The organism is Caulobacter mirabilis (genome assembly GCF_002749615.1).
Classification (GTDB): Bacteria; Pseudomonadota; Alphaproteobacteria; order Caulobacterales; family Caulobacteraceae; genus Caulobacter; species Caulobacter mirabilis.
Genome location: NZ_CP024201.1, coordinates 4,022,839 through 4,044,363, shown reverse-complemented (window position 1 = coordinate 4,044,363; position 21,525 = coordinate 4,022,839). Strand labels below are relative to the sequence as shown.

Annotated in this window: 21 protein-coding genes; 15 read left to right on the top strand and 6 right to left on the bottom strand. The window is 69.0% G+C overall.

What is annotated here, in order from left to right; translation table 11 throughout:
• The first annotated feature begins 320 nt into the window (after positions 1-320).
• The 4 genes from CSW64_RS19140 to CSW64_RS19125 all read left to right on the top strand — a co-directional run bounded on the left by CSW64_RS19140 (position 321) and on the right by CSW64_RS19125 (position 7,003).
• Positions 321-2,915 (top strand): TonB-dependent receptor, encoded by a 2,595-nt coding sequence (locus tag CSW64_RS19140; RefSeq protein ID WP_099623597.1) that lies wholly within the window; start codon positions 321-323, stop codon positions 2,913-2,915.
• Positions 2,916-3,099: 184 nt separating this feature from the next.
• The gene (locus CSW64_RS19135; RefSeq protein WP_099623596.1) at positions 3,100-4,794 is read left to right on the top strand and encodes an alkaline phosphatase D family protein; all 1,695 of its coding nucleotides are present in this window, start codon (positions 3,100-3,102) and stop codon (positions 4,792-4,794) included.
• Between the two features lie 43 nt (positions 4,795-4,837).
• Positions 4,838-5,956 carry a glycosyltransferase family 87 protein gene (locus CSW64_RS19130; protein ID WP_172448630.1) on the top strand — a complete coding sequence of 373 codons (1,119 nt, stop codon included), beginning with the start codon at positions 4,838-4,840 and terminating at the stop codon, positions 5,954-5,956.
• Positions 5,957-5,980: 24 nt separating this feature from the next.
• Positions 5,981-7,003 (top strand): glycosyltransferase family 2 protein, encoded by a 1,023-nt coding sequence (locus tag CSW64_RS19125; RefSeq protein WP_099623594.1) that lies wholly within the window; start codon positions 5,981-5,983, stop codon positions 7,001-7,003.
• A gap of 193 nt (positions 7,004-7,196) precedes the next feature.
• Here CSW64_RS19125 and CSW64_RS22120 read toward each other — a convergent pair whose 3' ends face one another.
• Together CSW64_RS22120 and CSW64_RS19115 are read right to left on the bottom strand one after the other, a co-directional pair.
• Complete coding sequence (locus CSW64_RS22120) at positions 7,197-7,586, bottom strand: GtrA family protein (RefSeq protein ID WP_172448629.1); 390 nt, start codon at positions 7,584-7,586, stop codon at positions 7,197-7,199.
• The gene (locus tag CSW64_RS19115; RefSeq protein ID WP_099623593.1) at positions 7,583-8,311 is read right to left on the bottom strand and encodes a class I SAM-dependent methyltransferase; all 729 of its coding nucleotides are present in this window, start codon (positions 8,309-8,311) and stop codon (positions 7,583-7,585) included. The genes CSW64_RS22120 and CSW64_RS19115 overlap by 4 nt, the downstream gene beginning before the upstream one ends.
• A 133-nt stretch (positions 8,312-8,444) precedes the next feature.
• Between CSW64_RS19115 and CSW64_RS19110 the strand changes: the two genes are divergently transcribed.
• On the top strand, positions 8,445-9,875 hold the full coding sequence (locus tag CSW64_RS19110) for a hypothetical protein (protein WP_099623592.1): 1,431 nt from the start codon (positions 8,445-8,447) through the stop codon (positions 9,873-9,875).
• Here the strand turns inward: CSW64_RS19110 and CSW64_RS19105 are convergent.
• Together CSW64_RS19105 and hisI are read right to left on the bottom strand one after the other, a co-directional pair.
• Positions 9,872-10,495 (bottom strand): LysE family translocator, encoded by a 624-nt coding sequence (locus CSW64_RS19105; RefSeq protein WP_099623591.1) that lies wholly within the window; start codon positions 10,493-10,495, stop codon positions 9,872-9,874. The genes CSW64_RS19110 and CSW64_RS19105 overlap by 4 nt on opposite strands.
• Positions 10,492-10,893 carry a phosphoribosyl-AMP cyclohydrolase gene (gene hisI / locus CSW64_RS19100; RefSeq protein WP_099623590.1) on the bottom strand — a complete coding sequence of 134 codons (402 nt, stop codon included), beginning with the start codon at positions 10,891-10,893 and terminating at the stop codon, positions 10,492-10,494. Before hisI ends, CSW64_RS19105 begins: the two co-directional genes overlap by 4 nt.
• A 4-nt stretch (positions 10,894-10,897) precedes the next feature.
• Here hisI and CSW64_RS19095 point away from each other — a divergent pair, with 4 nt between their 5' ends.
• Both CSW64_RS19095 and CSW64_RS19090 read left to right on the top strand, forming a co-directional pair.
• Entirely contained in the window at positions 10,898-11,764 is an 867-nt protein-coding gene (locus CSW64_RS19095; protein ID WP_245863914.1) for a DUF817 domain-containing protein, read from the top strand.
• Between the two features lie 51 nt (positions 11,765-11,815).
• Positions 11,816-12,319 carry a DUF1993 domain-containing protein gene (locus tag CSW64_RS19090; RefSeq protein ID WP_099623588.1) on the top strand — a complete coding sequence of 168 codons (504 nt, stop codon included), beginning with the start codon at positions 11,816-11,818 and terminating at the stop codon, positions 12,317-12,319.
• 94 nt (positions 12,320-12,413) lie between these two features.
• On the opposite strand, the gene folE is transcribed toward CSW64_RS19090, so the two are convergent.
• Entirely contained in the window at positions 12,414-13,046 is a 633-nt protein-coding gene (gene folE / locus CSW64_RS19085; RefSeq protein ID WP_099623587.1) for a GTP cyclohydrolase I FolE, read from the bottom strand.
• Positions 13,047-13,213: 167 nt separating this feature from the next.
• Between folE and cysS the strand changes: the two genes are divergently transcribed.
• The 8 genes from cysS (at position 13,214) to CSW64_RS19045 (ending at position 20,763) form a co-directional block, all read left to right on the top strand.
• The gene (cysS, locus tag CSW64_RS19080; protein ID WP_099623586.1) at positions 13,214-14,596 is read left to right on the top strand and encodes a cysteine--tRNA ligase; all 1,383 of its coding nucleotides are present in this window, start codon (positions 13,214-13,216) and stop codon (positions 14,594-14,596) included.
• Positions 14,597-14,731: 135 nt separating this feature from the next.
• A complete protein-coding gene (locus CSW64_RS19075; protein ID WP_245863769.1) occupies positions 14,732-15,019 on the top strand; it encodes a GIY-YIG nuclease family protein in 288 nt (95 codons plus the stop codon).
• A 54-nt stretch (positions 15,020-15,073) separates the two neighbouring features.
• Positions 15,074-15,535, top strand: a complete 462-nt coding sequence (locus CSW64_RS19070) for an SRPBCC domain-containing protein (protein ID WP_099623585.1) — start codon at positions 15,074-15,076, stop codon at positions 15,533-15,535.
• Between the two features lie 116 nt (positions 15,536-15,651).
• Entirely contained in the window at positions 15,652-16,119 is a 468-nt protein-coding gene (locus tag CSW64_RS19065; protein ID WP_099623584.1) for an iron-sulfur cluster assembly scaffold protein, read from the top strand.
• A 58-nt stretch (positions 16,120-16,177) separates the two neighbouring features.
• On the top strand, positions 16,178-16,420 hold the full coding sequence (gene yidD, locus CSW64_RS19060) for a membrane protein insertion efficiency factor YidD (RefSeq protein ID WP_099623583.1): 243 nt from the start codon (positions 16,178-16,180) through the stop codon (positions 16,418-16,420).
• Positions 16,417-18,339 (top strand): threonine--tRNA ligase, encoded by a 1,923-nt coding sequence (thrS, locus tag CSW64_RS19055; protein WP_099624350.1) that lies wholly within the window; start codon positions 16,417-16,419, stop codon positions 18,337-18,339. Before yidD ends, thrS begins: the two co-directional genes overlap by 4 nt.
• A 66-nt stretch (positions 18,340-18,405) precedes the next feature.
• Complete coding sequence (locus CSW64_RS19050; RefSeq protein ID WP_099623582.1) at positions 18,406-19,902, top strand: S41 family peptidase; 1,497 nt, start codon at positions 18,406-18,408, stop codon at positions 19,900-19,902.
• Between the two features lie 90 nt (positions 19,903-19,992).
• The gene (locus CSW64_RS19045; RefSeq protein WP_099623581.1) at positions 19,993-20,763 is read left to right on the top strand and encodes an alpha/beta fold hydrolase; all 771 of its coding nucleotides are present in this window, start codon (positions 19,993-19,995) and stop codon (positions 20,761-20,763) included.
• A 101-nt stretch (positions 20,764-20,864) separates the two neighbouring features.
• On the opposite strand, the gene CSW64_RS19040 is transcribed toward CSW64_RS19045, so the two are convergent.
• Complete coding sequence (locus tag CSW64_RS19040) at positions 20,865-21,491, bottom strand: glutathione S-transferase family protein (RefSeq protein WP_099623580.1); 627 nt, start codon at positions 21,489-21,491, stop codon at positions 20,865-20,867.
• Positions 21,492-21,525 lie beyond the last annotated feature (34 nt).

The following is a 21,525-nucleotide window of genomic DNA, read 5'->3' as shown; positions in this document are numbered from 1 at the left end:
CAAGTCCCTAGGCGGGCGAGATTCCATCGGCGTCCTCCAGCCTGGTCGTCCCGGCGAAAGCCGGGATCCAGATCGTAGGGCTACGATTCGACGCGAAATCACCCGTCGCCGAGGCTGAACCTGGGTCTCGGCCTTCGCCGGGATGACCGGTGTGAGGTGTGGGCGTCGAGGATGAGAAGGGTGGAACCCGCAAGTCGCGAACCGGTGTTTTCTCGGTTTGGTGAAATATTTTCCGCGGACGCCGTTCGTCGTCTTCCCTCTGTCATCGACCGTCGCTACCCCACGGACTGAACAATGTTCAGGTTCGAGGGGATACGGACATGACGACGAGCTACCGTCGCCTGCTGCTGGCCGCAGCGGGCTTCTCCGCCATTCTGCCGATCGCCGGCGTCGCCCAGGCCCAGGAGGTCACGGCCGTCGAGGAGATCGTGGTCACCGCCCAGAAGCGCGAGCAGCAGGCCATGGACGTGCCCATGTCGCTGACCGCCTACAGCGGCGACCGGCTGCAGGCGCTGGGCGTCGACGACTTCGCCAAGCTGTCGAAGTTCACGCCCGGCCTGGTGGTCCAGGACCAGTCGCCGAACAACCCCGGCTATGTCATCCGCGGCGTGACCTCCGATTCGACCGACTCCTTCTCGGAAGCCCGCGTCTCGGTGTTCCAGGACGGCGTCTCGATCTCCAAGGCCCAGGGGTCCTACGTCGAGCTGTTCGACATCGACCGCGTCGAGGTGGCCAAGGGGCCGCAGTCGACCCTGTACGGTCGCGGCGCTCTGATCGGCGCCATCAACGTCATCCAGAAGAAGGCCGATCTGACCGGCTTCGACGCCTCGGCCAAGCTGGAGGCCGGCGACTACGGCTACCGGCTGGGCCAGGGGATGTTCAATCTCGCCCTGTCGGATGCGTTCGCGGTGCGGATCGCCGGCAGCGTCCGCCAGCGCGACGGCTATGTCGAGAACGCCCTGGGCGGCGAGGACTTCCAGTCGCTGGACAGCATCGCCCTGCGCGGCTCGCTGGCCTTCGCCCCGACCGACACCTTCCGGGCCGACCTGATCCTGAACTGGCAGGAAGATCAGCCGGCGGGCACCGCCTTCAAGTCGGGCGGCTTCTCGCCGACCAATCCGACGACCGGCGCCGTCCTGGCCGGCCGCAAGCCGTGGGAGGCCGCGGCGCTGGCCGCGCCGGCCGGCTTCACCGCGGGGCCGCTGGGTCTCGACCGCTCGGTCAAGGGCGCGACGCTGCTGGCTTCCTGGGACCTGTCCGATAGTCTGACCCTGAACTCGATCAGCGCCTACCGCGAGTACGACTCCACCGAGGTGTTCGATCCGGACGGCACGTCGCTGCCGATCCTGACCGGCGCCAACCACGGCTGGGGCAAGCAGTGGAGCCAGGAGCTGCGCCTGAACTACGACGCCGGCGGCCGCGTGAAGGGCTTCGTGGGCGTCAGCTACTTCAAGGCTGAGGACGACCAGGTGCTGCCGCTGCAGTTCGACGAGCGCATCAGCCTGGCGGTGCTGACCGGCCAGCTGAACGCGGCGGCGGCGGGTTCGGGCCTACCGGCGACCACCCCGGCGCCGATGGCCTACTTCGGCGACACCACCTTCACCGGCGCTCTGATCCAGGGCCTGGTGGCCAACCAGACCGGCAACGGCATCCTGCTGAGCACCGCTCAGGCCCGCGCGATCGCCGGCAATCTGGTCTCGAACCACACCGAGACGGCGTCCAACAGCAGCGACCTGACCGCCGTCGACCTGTTCGGCGACGTCACGTTCGAGGTCACCGACAAGCTCGAGATCTCGGCCGGCCTGCGCTACACGCGCGACGACAAGGACACCGGCTTCGGCTCCAGCGTCGGCCAGCGCAGCGTGCTCGGCGGCGTGGTCGGCGCCTCCCAGGTCTACCGCAGCGGGGCGGCGCTGGTCGCCACCGGCGATCCGGTCAAGGTCGCCCAGGGCAACGCCATGATCGCCCAGGCCAACGCCATCCTCGGCGGGTTGGCCTCGCCGCTGGCCCATTCGCCGACCCTGCCGCTGCCGCTGTTCGGCCTGACCTTCCAGCCGACCACGGGCAACGGCGCCCTGGCGACCCAGTCGCTCAAGGACGAAGGCTTCACCTGGCGCCTGGTGGCGCGCTACGCCCTGACCGACGACGCCAACCTGTACGCCAGCTACGCCCGCGGCCGTCGGCCCGACGTGCTGGCGGTGTCCAGCCCCACGGCGCCGTTCGGAACGCCGCGCTTCGGCGTGGTCGCGGCCGAAAAGGTCGACAGCTTCGAGGTCGGCGGCAAGTTCGCCCTGCTCGACGGCCGTCTGCGGCTGGACGGGGCGGTGTTCTACTACAACTACGACAACTTCCAGACGGTGGAGCAGCAGGGCACGCTGTTCACCATCACCAACGCCGGCGAGGCCAAGGCCTACGGCTTCGAAGGCCAGGCGGAATGGCGGGTCGCCACGGGCCTGAACCTGTACGCCACCTACGCCTTCAACCACGCCCGGTTCGAAGGCGGGGCCTACGAAGGCAACCGCTTCCGCCTGTCGCCGGACCACAGCCTGTCGCTGGCGGCGCTGTGGACCTTCGACGCCCTCGGCGGCCGGTTCGACGTGCGCCCGACCTACAGCTGGCGGTCGAAGGTGTTCTTCGACGACAACAACGACCGGCCGGACCTGCAGACCGTGGCCTCGGGCAACCTGGTCGCCGATCGGGTCCAGGACGAGTTCCAGGACGCCGTCGGCCTGCTGGACCTGCGGATCAGCTACCGTCCGAACGGGAGCAACTGGACCCTGGGCGCCTTCGCCACCAACCTGACCGATGAAGAGTACATCATCGACGCCGGCAACACCGGCGACGCCCTGGGCCTGCCGACCTTCATCGCCGGCGCGCCGCGCATGGCCGGCGTCTCGGTGAGCTGGAAGTACTGATCGCGAGCGAGGCCGGCGAGCCCCGCCGGCCTCTGCTTCTCGGCGAAAGATTCCAAGCGGTCACTAGATTTATTCTTGATCCAACCCCCGTAACGGCTTTTCTTTTGGCGCGCGACGGTGCGTCATGCGGCTGTCGCCCGAGCCGTGGATAAGCGGCCGGTCAGTCAGCAGGGGGAACATGTCCATGAAGATCAGCAGGCGCGGGGCGTTGGCCCTGCTGGGCATGGGCGCGGCGGCTCCGATCGGGGCGCAGGCCGAGGCGGCGACCGGACAGGCGGTCCAGTTCCTACATGGCGTGGCCAGCGGCGACCCGCTTCAGGATCGGGTGATCCTCTGGACGCGCGCGACCCCCGCCGATCCGGCCAAGCCGGCGCCGAACAGCCTGGTCGAGGTGGCCCTCGATCCGACTTTCAAGTCCCTGGTGAAGGCCGTCGCCACGCCGGTGGCCGCCGATCGCGACTGGACCGTGAAGGCCGACGTCGCCGGCCTGAAGCCCGGGACCGACTACTATTATCGTTTCCGGATCGGCGGCGTGACCTCCCCGGTCGGCCGCACGCGCACCCTGCCGGCGGGCCCGACCCAGGACGTCGTCCTGGCGGTGGCCTCCTGCTCCCTTTACCCCGCCGGCTACTTCAACGCCTACGGCGCGATCGCCAGGCTCGACCGGGTCGACGCGGTGCTGCACCTGGGCGACTACATCTACGAGTACGGCGCGGCGCCGGGCGACTACGGCATGAGCTCGCCGACGGCGGCCAAGCGGACGCCGCAGCCGCCGCACGAGATCATCACCCTGGCCGACTACCGGACGCGCCACGCCCTCTACAAAGCCGACCCGCAGCTGCAGGCGGCGCACGCCCGCGCCCCCTGGATCGTGGTCTGGGACGACCACGAGACCGCCAACGACAGCTGGACCGGCGGAGCCGAGAACCACAATCCGGACAAGGGCGAAGGCGACTGGGCGATCCGCAAGGCGGCGGCGCTGAAGGCCTACTACGAGTGGATGCCGATCCGCGAGCCGGTCGCCGGCGGCCTGCCGGAAACGATCAACCGCAGCTTCCGCTTCGGCGACCTGGCCAGCCTGATGATGATCGAGACCCGGCTGACCGCGCGGGACAGGCCGATCGACTACGACGCCCAGACCCTGCCGACCGTCGACGGCAAGCCCGACTTCGCCCACTTCATGAAGGTCTGGCGGGATCCGAGCCGCAAGCTGCTCGGCGAGCGCCAGGAGCAGTGGCTCGCCGCCGAACTCGACCGCTCGGTCAAGGCCGGCGAGGCCTGGCAGGTGCTGGGCAACCAGATCGTCATGGCCCGTGTCTGCGCGCCCAACCTGCCGGCCGTGATGGGCGAGAAGGCCTGGGCCGAGTTCTTCGCCAAGCTGCCGGACTACGCCAAGCAGCCGGTCGCCCAATCGGCTGCGCTGTCGGCCGTCGACGTGCCGGTCAACCTCGACTCCTGGGACGGCTATCCGGTCCAGCGCGAGCGGGTCTACGACATGTTCAAGGCGGCCCGGGCCCGGCCCGTGGTGCTGGCCGGCGACAGCCACAGCTTCTGGGCCAACGAGCTGTGGGACGATGGCCGCAAGAGCCGGGTCGCGGTCGAGTTCGGCACGACCGGGATCACCAGCCCCGGCTTCGAGGACATCCTGGTCGGCGCGCCGCTGGGCGCCGCGCTGGTCCAGCGCAATCCCGAGGTGAAGTACGCCAACTCGGCGGCCAAGGGCTTCGTGCTGCTGACCCTGACCCGGACCGAGGCGAAGGCCCAGATGATGGCCGTCTCGACCATCCACGCCGAGGACTACACGGTCTCCGCGCTGAAGACCTTCGTCGCGACGGCCGGCGACGGCGGCGCTGGACTCGCCGCGCTGCGCGAAGTCTAACGGAGGCATGGGGGAGACGGCGACCGTCGCAAGTCCGGGAGAAGTGCGCCTGCGCCTCATCGTGGTGTGGGTGCTGATCCTCGCGTTCAGCGCCGCCGGCCTGGCCGAGCTCACGGTCGTGGTGCGCACGCAGCCCGTCGGCTTCGACTTCCTGCCGATGTGGACGGCGGCGCGGGAAGTCCTGCAAGGCCGCCTCGACCTCTACGACTTCGACCACATCACCCAGGCGCAGAGCTGGATCATCCGCCAGGACGACGCCGGCGAGCGGCCGTTCGTCTATCCGCCCAGCGCCCTGCTGCTGTTCGTTCCCTTCGGCCTGGTCCCCTACGGGGTCGCCTACGCCGTCTGGACGGCGCTGACCGCGACGCTGTTCGCCTGGGCCGTGGCGCGGGATACGCCGCGCCGGGTCCTGGCCGCGGTGCTGGTCCTGACCGTCTCGCCGAGCCTGACGGTCCTGCATGTGGGGCAGACCACCTTCCTCATCTGCGCGATGGCCCTGCTGGCGCTGCGGATGCTGGAGGCCCGGCCGATCGTGGCCGGCGTGCTGCTGGGGCTGGCGGCGGCGATCAAGCCCCAGGCGCTGGTCATGGCGCCGCTGGTCCTGGTCGCGGCAGGTCGGTTCCGGGCGCTGGCGGGGGCGATGGCCGCCGGCGCTCTAGCGGGGCTGCTGTCGCTGGCGCTGTTCGGACTGGGCCTGTGGCTGGACTGGCTGGCCAGCCTCTCGTCGTTCTCGAATCTGGTCGCCTGGAACGACGGCCTCCTGCGGGGCAACCTGACTCCGATCAGCATCGCCGACCGTTATGGTTTCGAGGGCGGCTGGCGGACGGCCTGGCGGATCTTCTGGATCGGGGCCGGGGCGCTGTTCGCGATCCTGGTCTTCCGCAAGACGAAGGACCTCGCCATGCGGATGGCGGGCCTGTTCGGCGGGGCGCTGCTCGCCGCGCCCTACGCCATCTACTACGACGCCGCGCTGCTGGCGCCGACCGGGGTCTGGCTGCTGCTGCGCGACCTCGACCGGCCGAGCTGGTCGCTGCGTATCGTCGGGGTCCTGCTGCTGTCGGTCTGCACCTTCCCCTGGCTCGGCCCGCTGGGCCTGATCGCCTTCCTGGCCGTCGCCGTCGGCCCGCTGGCGTTCAGAGATCGCTGGTTCAGCATTTCTTAGAGCGCGCGCGGCACTGTGCGGCCCATGACCGCCAAGACCGTTCTCAGCCTGATCGTGCCCGTGCACAACGAGGTGGGCGGCATCACGCCGTTTCTGGATCGCACCCGGCCGGTGCTCGAGCAGGTGACCCGCTCGTTCGGGCCGGCGGCGACCTTCGAGGTGCTGTTCGTCAACGACGGCTCGACCGACGCCACCTTGGACGAGTTGCGCCAGGCGCGGGCCGCCGACGGCCGCATCCGCATCGTTTCGCTGTCGCGCAACTTCGGCAAGGACGTGGCCCTGGCCGCGGGGCTGGAGCACGCCGCCGGCATGGCGGTGATCCCGATCGACGTCGACCTGCAGGATCCGCCCGAGCTGATCCCGCAGATGGTCGAGCGCTGGCTGGCCGGCTTCGACGTGGTCGCCGCGCGACGAGCCGACCGGTCGAGCGACAGCTGGCTGAAGCGCACGACCGCGCGCGGCTTCTACAAGATCTTCAACCACATGGCCGACCGGCCGATCCTGGCCGACGCGGGCGACTATCGTCTGCTCAGCCGGCGGGTGGTCGAGGTGCTGAATCGCTTCCCCGAGCGGGCGCGGTTCATGAAGGGGCTGTTCTCCTGGGTCGGGTTCAAGACCTGCCACGTCGACTACGTCCGCGCCGAGCGCGAGACCGGGACCAGCAAGTGGCGGTACTGGCGGCTGTGGAACTTCGCCATCGACGGCATCACCAGCTCGACCACCGTGCCGCTTCGGATCTGGAGCTATCTGGGCGGGATCGCCGCGCTGGCCGCATTCGCCTACGCCGCCTTCCTGGTGGTGCGGACTCTCGCCTTCGGCGCCGACGTGCCCGGCTACGCGTCGCTGATGGTGGTGGTGCTGATGTTCGGCGGGCTGAATCTGCTGTCGCTCGGCGTCATCGGGGAGTACCTGGGCCGCACCTACACCGAGGTGAAGGGGCGTCCGCTCTACATCGTCGACCAGACCTTCGGCTTCGAGGAGCCAGCCCAGGCGCCGAGGGCGGCCGAGCCGGCTGTCGAGGCGGAGCGGCCGCGCCGGCGCGCCTGACCTAGGTTGAATCGAGATTTCCGCCGTCTCCGCCCTATGAGCCGTATGTCCCGGCGAAGGCGGGGACCCAAGCCGACTGTCGGCTTCTGTACGGCTTCGTCGATCGGGCCAGCCCTCAGGATCAGCTTGGGTCCCCGCTTTCGCGAGGACCTTCGGATGAAAATGGCTGGGCCCAGGCTGAACGCCCTTTGACCTAGCCGTCCTTGCGCGGCGCGAAGGCCCAGTACTTCGCCAACAGGAAGGTGATCGGCGGCACCGTGAACAGGACCACGAACAGCGAGGCGACGAACGGCACGCCGAGTCGGTCGCTGAGCAGATGGACGATGATCTGGTTCAGCGCGAAGGCCAGCAGCGAAGCGGCGCAGAACTTGATGAAAGCCTCGCGACTTCGGATCGGCGAGCCGAAGGTGATCACCGCATTGCCGACGTAGGAGGTCAGCAGGGCGCTGACGAAGGCGCAGGCGTTGGCGGCCAGCGGCGTGAAGTCGGCCAGGTCGGCCAGCCCCAGGGCGACGGCGAAATGCACGCCGGTCGACACCAGCCCCACCACCGCATAGCCGCTGATGTGCCGCTTCCAGCTCAAGCGGAACGCCGGCCGATGACGATGATGGACAGTCCGAAGGGCAGGGAGCGGCGGCGCAGCCAGCCCGCTTCCGAGCTGAAGATCTGTTCGAGCAGGCGATTGACCGAGGCCGGCGGCATGGCGTCGTCCTCGCTCCTGATCCCGACAAGCCGTTTGGCTAGACGAACGCCGGCGGCCAGGGGAAGCAGCAGACTGTTGAAGTAGCTGGCGCGGACGATCTCCAGTCCGGCGTCGCGGAACAGCTGCTCCATCTGGGCACGGCCATAGCGGCGCTTGTGGTGGTGAGCTTCGTCGTGGGCGCTCCACATCCAGCCGTAGGCCGGGACGGTGACCACCAGATAGCCGCTCCGGTCGAGCAGCCGGGCCAGGGCGCTGACCGTGGCCGCGTCGTCGTCGACATGCTCGACCACGTCGAAGGCGCAGACCGCGTCGAAGCTGGCGGGGGCGTAGGGCGTTCCGTCCGGCAGCCGGCCGTCGTCGACCGTCATGTCATGGCGCTCTGAGGCATAGGCGCGCGAGGGAGCGTCGGGCTCCATGGCGCGGACCGAGCCGAACCGGCGCAACATGCCGATGTTGCCGCCCGCGCCGCAGCCGACCTCCAGGATGCGCGCGTCGGAGGGCAGCGGCAGATCGCCGATCAGGCCGGTCAGAATCCGGCGGCGGCCGGCGAACCACCAGTGGTCCTGCTCCAGCACCCGGATGCGGTCGTAGACGACGCGCTCCATCTGTTCGGTTCCCTCCGTCAGTCGCCGCGGCAGCCTCCGCCGAAAGGGTTACCAGCATGCGAAGGCGACTGTGAACGCTTTGGTCACGGGCGCCGGTTAACCAGACCGTGATCGCCTTCGCGAGGACGACGTTTTGAACCGCCCGACCCTGACCGCGCCCTCGGGGCTCGTCGCGCCGCTGATCGCCGCGGTCCTGGTCTACGCGTTCCTTCTGGCGAGTCCGCAGATCTTCAACGATCCGGACACCTGGTGGCACCTGGCCACCGGCGACTGGATCCTGGCTCACGGACGGGTCCCGAAGACGGATCCGTTCTCGCACACCATGGCCGGCGCCCCTTGGCATGCGCATGAGTGGCTGTCGGACCTGATCATGGCCCTGGCGCACAGGGCGGCCGGCTGGAGCGGCGTCGCCGTCCTGGTCGCCGGCGCGGTCGGATTGGCGGCCTGGCTGATGGGGCGGAGGCTGGCGCTCTCGCTGGGCGGGCTGAGCCTTGTCGTGACCTTGACGCTGGCGCTGGCCTGTCTCGCTCCGAGCCTGTTGGCGCGGCCGCATGTCCTGATCCTGCCGGTCCTGGTCGCCTGGACATCCGAGCTGCTCGCCGCCCGCGACGCCGGGCGGGCGCCGCGCCTGCCGTTCGTCCTGCTGATGGCGCTGTGGGCCAACATGCATGGGGGCTATGTCCTCGGCCTGGCGCTGATCGGCCCGTTCGCGCTGGAGGCGCTGCTGGCCGCGGCGCCGGGCGAGCGGATGAAGGTGGTCTGGCGCTGGGGTCCGTTCGGCGTTCTGGCCCTGGCCGCCGCCATGGCGACGCCGCACGGCCCGCCGGGGATCCTGTTCCCGTTCCAGCTGATGGGCATGGAGAGCCTGCCGTTCATCGACGAGTGGCTGCCGACCGACTTCAGCCGCATCAGCCCCTTCGAGATCGCTCTGCTGGTCGTCCTGTTCGTCGGGTTCAGCCGCGGCGTCCGCGTGCCCTGGCTGCGGTTGGCGCTGCTGCTGTTCCTGCTGCACATGGCGCTGCAGCACGGCCGCCACCAGTTCGTCCTGGCCATCGTCGCGCCGCTGGTCCTGGCGCCCTTCTTCGCGACCGCGCTGGACAATCGCCCCGGCGCGGCGGCCCAAGGCAAGGCGACCCTGGTCTGGGCCCTGATCGGCGCGGCGCTGTTGCTGGCGGCGACCGCGGCGCGGCTGGCCTGGCCGGCCTCACGCACCGACAGCGGAAACGCCCCGATCACGGCGCTGGCCAGCGTCCCGGCCGAGGTCGCGCGGCGGCCGGTGTTCAACGACTACAACTTCGGCGGCTTCCTCGTGTTCAAGGGCGTGAAGCCCTACATCGACGGGCGCGCCGACATGTACGGCGACGCCTTCCTGCGCCGCTACGCGCGCCTGGCCAAGGCCGACGCCAGGGCCGTCGACGAGGACTTCGCCCGCCATGGCGTCGTCTGGACGATCCTGGAGCCGGCGGACCCCGTGAACGCCCTGCTCGCCCAGCGGCCGGCGTGGAAACGGCTCTATGGCGACGACGTCGCTGTGGTCTACGTTCGCCGGGACGTCCTGCCCTAGGTCCGGGCGGTCGCCAGCCGGGCGGCGAAGGCCAGGAACACCCCGCCCGTCACCCGATCCAGCCAGGTGACGACGGCGGGTCTCTTCAGCAGGCCGGCGATCGGCCGGGTGGCGGCGACCAGGGTCAACAGCCAGGCCGTGCCCATCAGGCCCTGGGCGGCGGCCAGGGCGAAGATGAACGGACCGGCCGGCGCGCCCTCGGGCACGAACTGCGGCAGGAACGAGACGTAGAACACCCCCACCTTGGGATTGAGCAGGTTGGTCATCAGCCCGCGGGCGAAGGCGCTCCCGCGCCGCAGCGGCGTCTTGCCCGTATCGATCTCGAACGCCTTGCGGGGCTTCAGCAGAAGCCCGATCCCGAGCCACGCCAGATAGGCCGCGCCGCACCACTTCAGGATCATGAAGGCGGTCTGCGAGGCCGTGAGGAGCGCGCCCAGGCCGACCGCCACGGCGGCGCCCCAGATCAGGCATCCGGTGAGGATGCCCAGCGTGGCCAGCACCGCCTTGCGCGGGCCGTCGACGGCGGCGGTGCGCAGCACCAGCGCGGTGTCGAGCCCAGGCGTGACCGCCAGCAGCGCGCCGGCCACCGTGAACGACAGAAGGGCGGCGGTCAGGGTCACGGGCGTTCCTCCAGAGAGCCGTCCTGCACGACGACTCGATAGAAGCAGGATCGGAAGCCCACGTGGCACGCGCCGCCGTCTCCACGCGGGCGCACTTTCATGAGCACCGCGTCCTGGTCGCAGTCGACGCGCAGTTCGACGACGTCCTGCAGCTGGCCGCTGGTTTCGCCCTTCTTCCAAAGGGCGTTGCGCGAGCGGCTGAAGTAGTGGGCCTGGCCGGTGTCGACCGTGAGCTTGAGCGCCTCGGCGTTCATCCACGCCAGCATCAGGACCTCGCCGGTGTCGGCGTGCTGCGCGATGGCGGCGACCAGGCCGTTGGCGTCGAAACGCGGCGCGAGGGCGGCGCCGCGCTCCAGGGAGGCGGTGTCGGCGGCGGTGGGGAACAGGGGCTCGCTCATGGAAATGCATATGGCGCCGTCGGCGGGGCCGGGGCTAGGGGGCAAGTGGGCCGCCGTGGAAAGCCGGGCCCGGCGCTGGGCCGCCGACGGCCCGCGTTGGCGGACCTGGGCGCTGGAGTTCCTCGTCTTCGGGCTGAAGGAGGCCTGGGCCTGCCTGTTCGCCGGCCTGATGCTCGTCCTGCTGGTCGGCACCAGCCTGTGGTGGCCGGAGGGCGCGCCGATCGCCCGCTACGACTTCCTGGTCGTCGCCGCGGTCGTGATCCAGATCGTCCTGCTGGCGACGCGCGCCGAGAAGCTCGACGAGGCGCTGGTGATCCTCATCTTCCACGTCGTGGGCACGGCGATGGAGGTGTTCAAGACCGCGCAGGGATCCTGGATCTATCCCGAGCCCAGCCTGCTGCGGATCGGCGGGGTGCCGCTGTTCTCGGGCTTCATGTACGCCTGCGTGGGCAGCTACTTCGCGCGGGGCTGGCGGCTGCTCGACCTGCGGCTGGAAGGCTATCCGCCCGCCTGGACGACCTGGGCGCTGGCCGCGGCGGCCTACGTCAACTTCTTCACGCATCACTATGTCGTCGACATGCGCTGGGGATTGTTCGCCCTGTCCGCGGTCCTGTTCCGGCGGGCCCGGTTCGTGTTCACGCCGTATCGGACGACCTACCGGATGCCCATGCTGCTGGGCTTCGTCCTCGTGGCCTTCTTCATCTGGGTGGCGGAGAACCTGGGCACCTTCGCCAACGCCTGGATCTACCCGGATCAGCGCGACGGCTGGCGGCCGGTCGGGATCGCCAAGATGGGCAGCTGGTACCTGCTGATGCTGCTCAGCTTCGTCCTGGTCACGCTCGTCCACAGGCGCGATGCGGGGCGGACGTAGCGGACCGCCCGCGACCCCCTATGTCTCCTTCCGCATCATCGGAGGAACCCCATGGCCCTTTCCATCTACCAGCTCAGCGTGCCGGCCTTCATCCGCGGCATGACCGCGCTGGACAACATCCTGACCAAGGCCGAGGCGCACGCCGCGGAGACCGGGACCGACCTTCAGGACCTGTTCGAGGCCCGCCTGGCGCCGGACATGCTGCCGTTGTCGGGCCAGATCCAGCGCGCCAGCGACACCAGCAAGCTGGCCGTCGCGCGTCTGACCGGCGTGGCGGCGCCGGCGTTCGAGGACAACGAGGCGACCTTCGCCGACCTGCACGCGCGGATCGCCAAGACCGTCGACTACTTCAAGGGGGTCGAGGAGGCCGCGTTCGAGGGCGCGGAGACGCGGAAGATCGAGCTGCGCACCCAGCAGACGTCGCTGGACTTCGTGGGGGCGGACTTTCTGACCGGCTTCGCCCTGCCGAACTTCTATTTCCACGTCACGGCGGCCTACGCGATCCTGCGCAACGCCGGCGTGCCGGTCGGCAAGCGGGACTACCTGGGCGGCTGATACGAGAAAGGGGACATGCACCGGCAGGTACGTGTCCCCTTTCTCTCGGCCCGGAAGGGGACACGCACCTTCGGTGCATGTCCCCGATCGCCGCCTACGACTTCGCGACGAAGTCCAGGAAGCGCTGGCGCAGGGTGGCGTCGGTCTTGAAGACGCCGCGGAACTGGGTGGTGATCGTCGAGACGTCGCGGTGGTGCACGCCGCGGGTGGTCATGCACTGGTGCTCGGCGTCGATCAGCACCGCCACGCCGGCCGGCTTGAGGCTGTCGCTGATGGCGTCGGCGATCTGCTGGGTCATGGTCTCCTGGGTCTGGAGACGCTTGGCGAAGATCTCGACCACGCGGGCCAGCTTGCTGATCCCGACGACGCGGTTGGTCGGCATGTAGGCCACGAACGCCTTGCCCAGGAACGGCGCCATGTGGTGTTCGCAGTGGCTCTCGACCTCGATGTTCTTCAGGAACACGATGTCGTCGTAGCCCTGCACGTCCTCAAAGATGCGCGACAGCTCCTTGGAGGGATCGGCGCGGTAGCCCTCGAACCATTCCTCGTAGGCGTCGACGACGCGCTTGGGCGTGTCGATCACGCCTTCGCGACGGGGGTCGTCGCCGGCCCAGGCGATGAGGGTGCGGACCGCTTCCATCGCTTCTTCGCGCGACGGCCGCTGGACGGGTTCAAGATCAAGGCCAGGGACGCTGACCAGGGTTCGCTCGCGAGCGGAAGAGTCCATGAGGCGGTAGGTTCTTTCCTGGGCTGAGTTGCGCCGGAGCGCCTGTCGCCCCGGAATTACGCGTGCCACCCATTCACATCGCAGGCAGCCGTGGCTTCGCCTGCTGCAGAAAGCTATATGGGACGGCCCGCCGCCCCGGCAACCTCTCTCGCAACGTCAACGTGACAATGATTCTGAAGCTCCATGACACCATGACCCGCGAAAAGCGGGCCTTCGTTCCCGCCGATCCCGATCGGGTGACGATGTATGTCTGCGGGCCGACGGTCTACGGCTACGCCCATATCGGCAACTTCCGGCCGGTGGTCGTGTTCGACGCGCTGTTCCGCCTGCTGCGCCACGTCTACGGCGACGCCCAGGTGATCTACGCGCGCAACGTCACGGACGTGGACGACAAGATCAACAAGAAGGCCGCCGACGAGGGCGTGCCGATCAAGGTGATCACCGACCGCTATCTGGCCGCCTACAACCAGGACGCCGCGGCGCTGAAGGCCCTGCCGCCGACCCTGGCGCCGCACGCGACCGATCATATCGACGCCATGCTGGCCCAGATCGGCGCCCTGATCGAGCGCGGCTGCGCCTACGCGGCCGAAGGCCATGTGCTGTTCGACACCCAGAGCTTCCCCGACTACGGCCAGCTGTCGGGCCGCCCGCTGGACGACATGATCGCCGGCGCCCGGGTCGAGGTCGCGCCCTACAAGCGCCACCCGGCCGACTTCGTGCTGTGGAAGCCGTCCAAGCCGGGCGAGCCGGAATGGGCCTCGCCCTGGGGCGCGGGCCGCCCTGGCTGGCACATCGAGTGCTCGGCGATGATCGAGGCCCAGCTGGGTTTGCCGATCGACATCCACGGCGGCGGCATCGACCTGACCTTCCCGCACCATGAGAACGAAGTGGCCCAGGGCCGCTGCGCGCACGATCTGCCGACCTACGCCCGCTACTGGATGCACAACGGCTTCCTCGACATCGAGGGGGTCAAGATGTCCAAGAGCCTGGGCAACGTCGTCATCCCGCACGAACTGCTGGAGAAGGTGCCGGGCGAGGCGATCCGCTGGGCGCTGCTGAGCGGCCACTACCGTCAGCCGCTGGACTGGACCGAGGACCTGATCGGCCAGAGCCGCAAGAGCCTGGACTACCTCTACGGCGTCCTTCAGCGCGTGAAGGGTCTGGAGGTCGACGAGGCCGACGTCCCGGAAGGGGTCGTCGAGGCCCTGGCCGACGACCTGAACACGCCCAAGGCCTACGCCGAGATCTACGCCCTGGCCAAGACGCTGGAGACGGCCCACGGCGACGCCAAGGCGACGGCCAAGGCCGCGCTGCTGGCCGGCGCCAACCTGCTCGGCTTCCTGCAGGACGATCCGGACGTCTGGTTCGCCGGCGGCGCCGACGACGACCTGCGCGCCAAGGTCGAGGCCCTGCTGGAGGCCCGCAAGACCGCCCGCGCCGAGAAGAACTGGCCCGAGGCCGACCGCATCCGCGGCGAACTCGACGCCATGGGCGTGGTGGTGATGGACTCGGCCGAAGGGGCGACGTGGCGGCTGAAGGAGCCGGTGTAGGCTTCCCTCCAGTCCTCCCTTCAATCCGAGTGTCCCCGCGAAGGCGGGGATCCAAGCTGAGACAGCTTCTCGACTCGATCTCGGGTTGAATTTCTGCTTGGGTTCCCGCCTCCGCGGGAACGTTCGGGGGAGGGGGTGGCCTTCTATACCTACATCATGGCCAGCGGGCCGTACGGCACGCTGTATGTCGGTCACACGGAAAGCCTCTCAAAGCGCGCTTGGCAGCATCGCGAGAAGCAACTTTCGGGCTTCACAGCGAAGTACGAAGTGGTCCGTCTGGTCTGGTACGAGGTCCACGATACCCGGGAGGCCGCCAAGGCTCGGGAGCAAAAGCTCAAGAAATGGAACCGCGCGTGGAAAATCCGCCTCATCGAGGCGTTGAATCCGCAGTGGCTTGATCTGTATGACACGTTGAACGCCTGAGCGGTTTCAGGCTCGGCTTGGGTCCCCGCCTTCGCGAGGACGATCGGTATTGAAATGGCCACGAAACTCGAACGCCGGATCGGCATCAACGCGCCGGACGACGTGATCTGGGACATCCTGTCGGACATTCCCGGTTGGGAAGCCTGGAACCCGATCTATCCCAAGGCCCAGGGCGTGATCCGCATCGGCGACCGCTGGACCCTGGACCTGGCGTTGCCGGGGCAGAGTGTGCGGACGATCAACCCGGTGATCCTCGACTGGGCCCCGTACGACCACATCCACTGGCGGACGCAGGAGCTGCGCGGCTGGGTCACCACCGTGCGGTTCCTGGAGCTGGAGAAGATGGGCGAGGAGAACGTCATCTTCTCCAACGGCGAGATCTATGACGGCTGGCTCGGCGGCTACTACGTCGGCCGGATGCGCAACCCGATCCTGCAGGGGTTCGAGGCGCTGAACATGGCGCTCAAGGAAAAGGCCGAGGCGGTCTGGAACGAGCGCCGGGTCAGCGGGAAATAGAACAGCCGGGGACACGCACCCTGCGGGAGCATGTCCCCCTTTCTCGGTGAGCCCCGGATACGGGGACACGCACCCGACGGGTGCATGTCCCCGATGCCGTTGCTACATAAGGCTTCATGATCGACGACCTCTACAGCGCCAAGATCCTGACCCTGACCGCGAACATTCCACGGATCGGGCGTCTCGACGCGCCGCAGGGCTCGTCGGAGAAGCACGCCAAGCTGTGCGGCAGCCGCATCGTCGTGGACGTGGTTTTGGACGCCGAGGGGCGGGTCGCCGACTTCGCCCAGGACGTCAAAGCCTGCGCTCTGGGCCAGGCTTCGGCGTCGGTGCTGGGCGGGCACGTCCTTGGCGCGAGCCTTGACGAAATCGAAACCGCGCGCGATCAGCTTGCAGCGATGTTGAAATCCGGCGGGCCCGCGCCCGTCGGCCGTTTCGAGGATCTGGCCGTGCTGGCGCCCGTGAAGGACTATCCCGCCCGTTACGCCTCGACGCTTTTGGCGTTCGAGGCCGCGGTCGATGCCGTCCGCCAGGCCCAGTCCAAATTGGCCACGACGCGAACTAGCGGCGCCGACGCGGCTTGATCGCGCGCGCTGGCGCGCCGATAAGCGCCGGGACTCGTTCACCCACGCAAGCGTCGGCATGAACCTCTACGAACGCAGCGTTACAGTGGCGCACCGCGCCTACAAGCTGACGCTGTCCCCGTTGATCGGGCGCCAGTGCCGCTTTCTTCCGACCTGTTCGGATTACGCGCGCGAGGCCCTGATCACGCACGGACCGCTCGTCGGAGGCTGGCTGACGACGAAGCGCCTGTGCAAATGCCATCCCTTCGGCGGCTCCGGCTATGATCCGGTCCCGCCGCGAAAATGCGAACCGACGCCATGATCGATCTTCAGTTTCCCGACGGCTCCGTCCGACAGTTTCCCGAGGGCTCCTCGGGCCGCGACGTCGCCAACTCCATCTCGCCCTCGCTGGCCAAGCGCACCCTGCTGGTCCGCCTGGACGGCCAGTTGCTCGACTACGACCGCCCGCTTCCGAATGGCGGCAGGATCGAGCTGGTCGGCCGCGACGATCCGGACGCGCTCGACACGATCCGCCACGACACGGCCCACGTCCTGGCCGAGGCGGTGCAGGAGCTGTTCCCCGGCACCCAGGTGACGATCGGCCCGAACGTCGAGGACGGTTTCTACTACGACTTCGCCCGCGATGAGCCGTTCAGCACGGACGACTTCGCCGCGATCGAGAAGCGCATGGCCGAGATCGTCGACCGCGACGAGAAGATCACGCGCGAGGTCTGGGCCCGCGACGAGGCCATCGCCCACTTCAAGTCGATCGGCGAGGACTACAAGGCCGAGATCATCGAGAGCATCCCGGTCGGCGAGGACGTAACCCTCTATCGCCAAGGCAATTGGGCGGACCTGTGCCGCGGTCCGCACCTGCCGTCGACCAAGGCGGTGGGCAAGGCCTTCAAGCTGATGAAGCTGGCCGGCGCCTACTGGCGCGGCGACCAGAACAACGCCCAGCTGCAGCGCATCTACGGCACGGCCTGGGCCAATGACGCCGACCTTCAGGCCTATCTGACGCGCCTGGAGGAGGCCGAGAAGCGCGACCACCGCAAGCTGGGCCGCGCCATGGACCTCTTCCACATGCAGGAGGAAGGCCGCGGCATGGTGTTCTGGCACCCCAAGGGCTGGACGCTGTGGCAGACGCTGGAAGCCTACATGCGCCGTCGCCTGAAGGCGGCCGGCTACATAGAGGTCAAGACGCCGCAGGTGCTCGACAAGACCTTCTGGGAGAACTCGGGCCACTGGGAGAAGTACCGCCCGAACATGTTCGTCTGCGAGACGGTCGAGGGCGAAATCCTCTCCCTGAAGCCGATGAACTGCCCGGGTCACGTGCAGATCTGGAACGTCGGCCAGCGGTCGTACAAGGAGCTGCCGGTGCGCATGGCCGAGTTCGGCGCCTGCCACCGCTACGAGCCGTCCGGGGCCCTGCACGGCCTGATGCGGGTGCGCGCCTTCACGCAGGACGACGCCCATATCTTCTGCCGCGAGGACCAGATCGTCGACGAGACGGAACGGTTCATCCGCCTGACGAAGATGATCCACGCCGACCTCGGCATGGAGACCAAGTACATCGCCCTGGCCACGCGGCCTGAGATTCGCGCCGGCTCGGACGAGTTCTGGGATCGCGCCGAGGGCATGCTCGCCGACGCCGCCCGCCAGGCCGGGGTCGAGCCGATCATCGCCGAGGGCGACGGCGCCTTCTACGCGCCCAAGCTCGACTTCATCGTCAAGGACGCCATCGGCCGGGAGTGGACCTGCGGCACGCTGCAGCTCGACTATGTCCTGCCCGAGCGCCTGGGCGCCGAGTACGTGGCCGAGGATGGCTCGAAGCAGCGTCCGGTCATGCTGCACCGGGCGATCCTGGGCAGCTTTGAGCGCTTCATCGGCATCATGATCGAGAACTACGGCGGCAAGTTCCCGCTGTGGCTGGCTCCGGTCCAGGCCGTGGTCGCGCCGATCACCTCGGACGCCAACGCGTATGGCGAGACGGTCGTCGCCGCGCTGACGGCGGCGGGCCTGCGGGTCGAGTCCGATCTTCGCAACGAGAAGATCAACTACAAGATCCGCGAGCACTCGGTGGCCAAGGTGCCGGTCATCGCCGTCGTCGGCCGCAAGGAGGCCGAGGAGGGCAAGGTCGTCCTGCGCCGCCTGGGCAGTCAGGAACAGCAGACGGTCACGCTCGAGGAGGCCGTCGCCATCCTGGCCGCGGAAGCGACCCCGCCCGACCTGCTCGGCTGACGTTACTGCGGATTAAGTGGCGCCCCCTGCCCGGCCCTGCGAAGGTGGCCGGGCAGGGGGTGTTCCATGTCGCGTCACAGACTTTCCGTCCTTTCCGCCGCCCTTGTCGGCGCCCTGGCGTCGGCCTCGCTGGCGCAGACGCCCCCGCCCGCCGCGGCCCCGCCCCCGCCGGCTCCGGCGGACTGGGGGAAGGCCTTGGCGGAAGACGCCCGCGCCTTCCACGACATCGTCGCCGAGTCGCATCCGGGCCCGGTCGACGTCGAGAACCCGGGCTTCAAGGCGGTGCTGAAGGGCGGCCTGACGACGGCGCTGAAGCGGGCCAAGACCGCCAAGCGCTACGAGGACTGGTACTTCGCCCTGAACGAGTACCAGGCCTCGTTCAACGACGGGCATCTCACCCTCTACGAACACGCCCCGATGGGGCATGCATGGCGTTCGCGCTGGCCGGGGTTCCTGACCGCGCTTGAGGGCGGCCGCTATGTCGTGGCGTTCAATCGAGATCCCGCCGCTCCGCCGGTCGGGGCGGTCCTGACCTCCTGCGACGGGCGTCCGGCCGACGCCTTCGCGGCCGACTTCATCGGCAAGGGCGCGGGGCGCTGGAACCTGCGGTCGCGGCGGGTGACCTACGCCTCGTCCCTGTTCGTCGACCAGATGAACCCCTACGTCCGGCGACCGGAGCGTTGCGTCTTCCAGGTCGACGGCGCCGAGCGGACCTATCCGTTGGCCTGGCGCGACCTGCCGACCGAGGTGCGCGACGAGGGGTTCGCCGCCGCCCGCAGCCCGCGCTACTTCGCGCCGCTCGAGCTCCGCGCCTACGGGGCCGACGGCTATTGGGTCGGTTGGGGCTCGTTCGAATCCGACCCCGCCAGCGACGACGGCAAGGCGCTGACGGCGCTCCAGGCCAGGATCGAGAGCCAGGCGGACGCGATCCGGGCGTCGAAGGTCGTGGTCTTCGATCTGCGCGGCAACAACGGCGGCTCATCGGAGTGGAGCGCCGCCGTCACCCGCATCCTGTGGGGCGAGGCTTGGGTGGACGCCAAGGCGGAGCGGTCGACGGGCGTCGACTGGCGGACCTCCGTGAACAACATCAAGGCCATCGCCGCCTATCGGGAGCAGTTCGTAAGCGATGCTCGCCTCAGGACCTGGTTCGAGGAGCTCGAGAACGGCATGAAGGGCGCGCGCGCACGTGGGCAGGCGCTGTGGCGCCAGGGCGGCGGCGAAGCCTCCGCGGCGCCGAAGGACGCCGTCACGGCCATGAAGGCCCGGGTCTACATCCTGACGGACTACGGCTGCGCCTCCGCCTGCCTCGACGCCGTGGATCTGCTCAAGGCCCTCGGCGGCGTTCAGGTCGGGCAGGAGACCTCGGCGGACACCCTCTACATGGACGTCCGGGAGCAGTTCCTGCCGAGCATGCGGGCCAAGGTCGTCGTGCCGATGAAGGTCTATCGCGGCCGGGCGCGCGGCTCGAACGTCACCGCCGTTCCGGCCTACGAATGGAAGGGCGCGCTGTCGGACACCGCCGGCGTCGAGGCCTGGATCGCCGGGATCGACGCCAGGCGCTGACCTGGCGGTTTGGGCTTGACCGCCGAGCCTGTGACGGCAGGCTGGCCGTCAACCGCGCCGCGAGCGCGCGGGCGGGCGAGGAGGGGCGTGATGCCGGAGTACACAGCCGCTGACGGCGTCGTCATCGCCTATGACGATATCGGTCCTCCGGATGGGGCGCCCTTCCTCCTGATCCACGGCTTCGTCTCCAATCGGCAGGAGGGCTGGAAGCGGACCGGCTGGTATGCGGCGCTCGCCCAGCGGGGGCAGCGGCTGATCGCCCTCGACCTGCGTGGACATGGCGAGAGCGGCAAGCCGCATGATCCGGCCGCCTACGACCGCGACCTCATGCTCGGCGACATCGTCGGGCTGCTGGATCATCTCGGCGTCGAGTGGGCCAACGTGTTCGGCTATTCGATGGGCGCGCGGTTGGCGCTGGCTATGGCGCTGCAGGCCCATGAGCGGGTCGGCTACCTGGTGCTGGGCGGCGTCGGCGGGCGGCTGCTGGAGCCGCCGCCGCCGGGCGACATCACGGCCGAGGCGATGGAGGCCGATGACCCCGCCGCGATCGCCGAGCCCCTGTTGCGCAGCTTCCGTCAGTTCGCCGACGAGCAGGGCGAGGACCGCCTGGCCCTGGCCGCCCTGGCGCGGACTCCGCCCCGCGGCTTTACCGCCGACGACCTGCTGGCGGTGCGCGCGCCGACGCTGATCGTGGCGGGGACTCGCGATGAACTCGCGGGCGACCCGCAGGCGCTGGCCGACGTCATTCGCGGCGCCAAGGCGGTGACCCTGGCCGGCTGCGACCATTTCAACGCCATCCCGCACGGTCTGCTGAAGGCGACCGTATTCGACTTCCTGGACGGCTATCTGGACGAGATGTGAGGGGGAGGCCGGGGACATGCTCCGCGAAGCGGTGCGTGTCCCCGTCGATCCGCCATCTAAGTAGGGGGACACGCACCCTGCGGGAGCATGTCCCCAACGCCTCACCGCCCCAGCGCGTAGGGCCCGCCTTTGTCCAGGGCCGCCTTCCACGCCGGCCGCGCGTGCAGGCGCTCGATCCAGGCGGCCATGTTCGGATAGGCGGCCAGCTTGCCGAACGCCTTCAGCACCTCGGGCACGAAGCTCATCTGGATGTCCGCGCCGGACAGGTTGGCGCCGAGCAGATAGTCCCGCCCCTCCAGCGCCCCCTCGACGAAGGACATGTGGTTGGCGATCTCGCTCTCGATGCGGGGGTGCAGCGGCGCGCCGGCCTCGCCCAGGCGGGCGACGTACATGAACAGCATCAGCGGCAGCATGGCGCTGCCCTCGGCGTAGTGGAGCCACTGCTGATAGACGTCGTAGTCGGGGCTCGCCGGATCGGGCGCCAGGCGGCCGTCGCCGTGGCGCCGGATGACGTAGTCGATGATCGCGCCGGACTCGTGCACGACCCGGCCGTTATCGGTGATCACCGGCGACTTGCCCAGGGGGTGGATGTCGATCAGCTCCGGCGGGGCCAGCCGGGTCTCGGCGTTGCGCTGGTGGAAGCGGATATCGTACGGGACGCCCAGCTCCTCCAGCAGCCAGAGGATGCGCTGGGAGCGCGACTCGTTGAGGTGATGGACGACGAGCAAGGCGGGCCTCCCGGGGCGATGTGATGATGCTGGC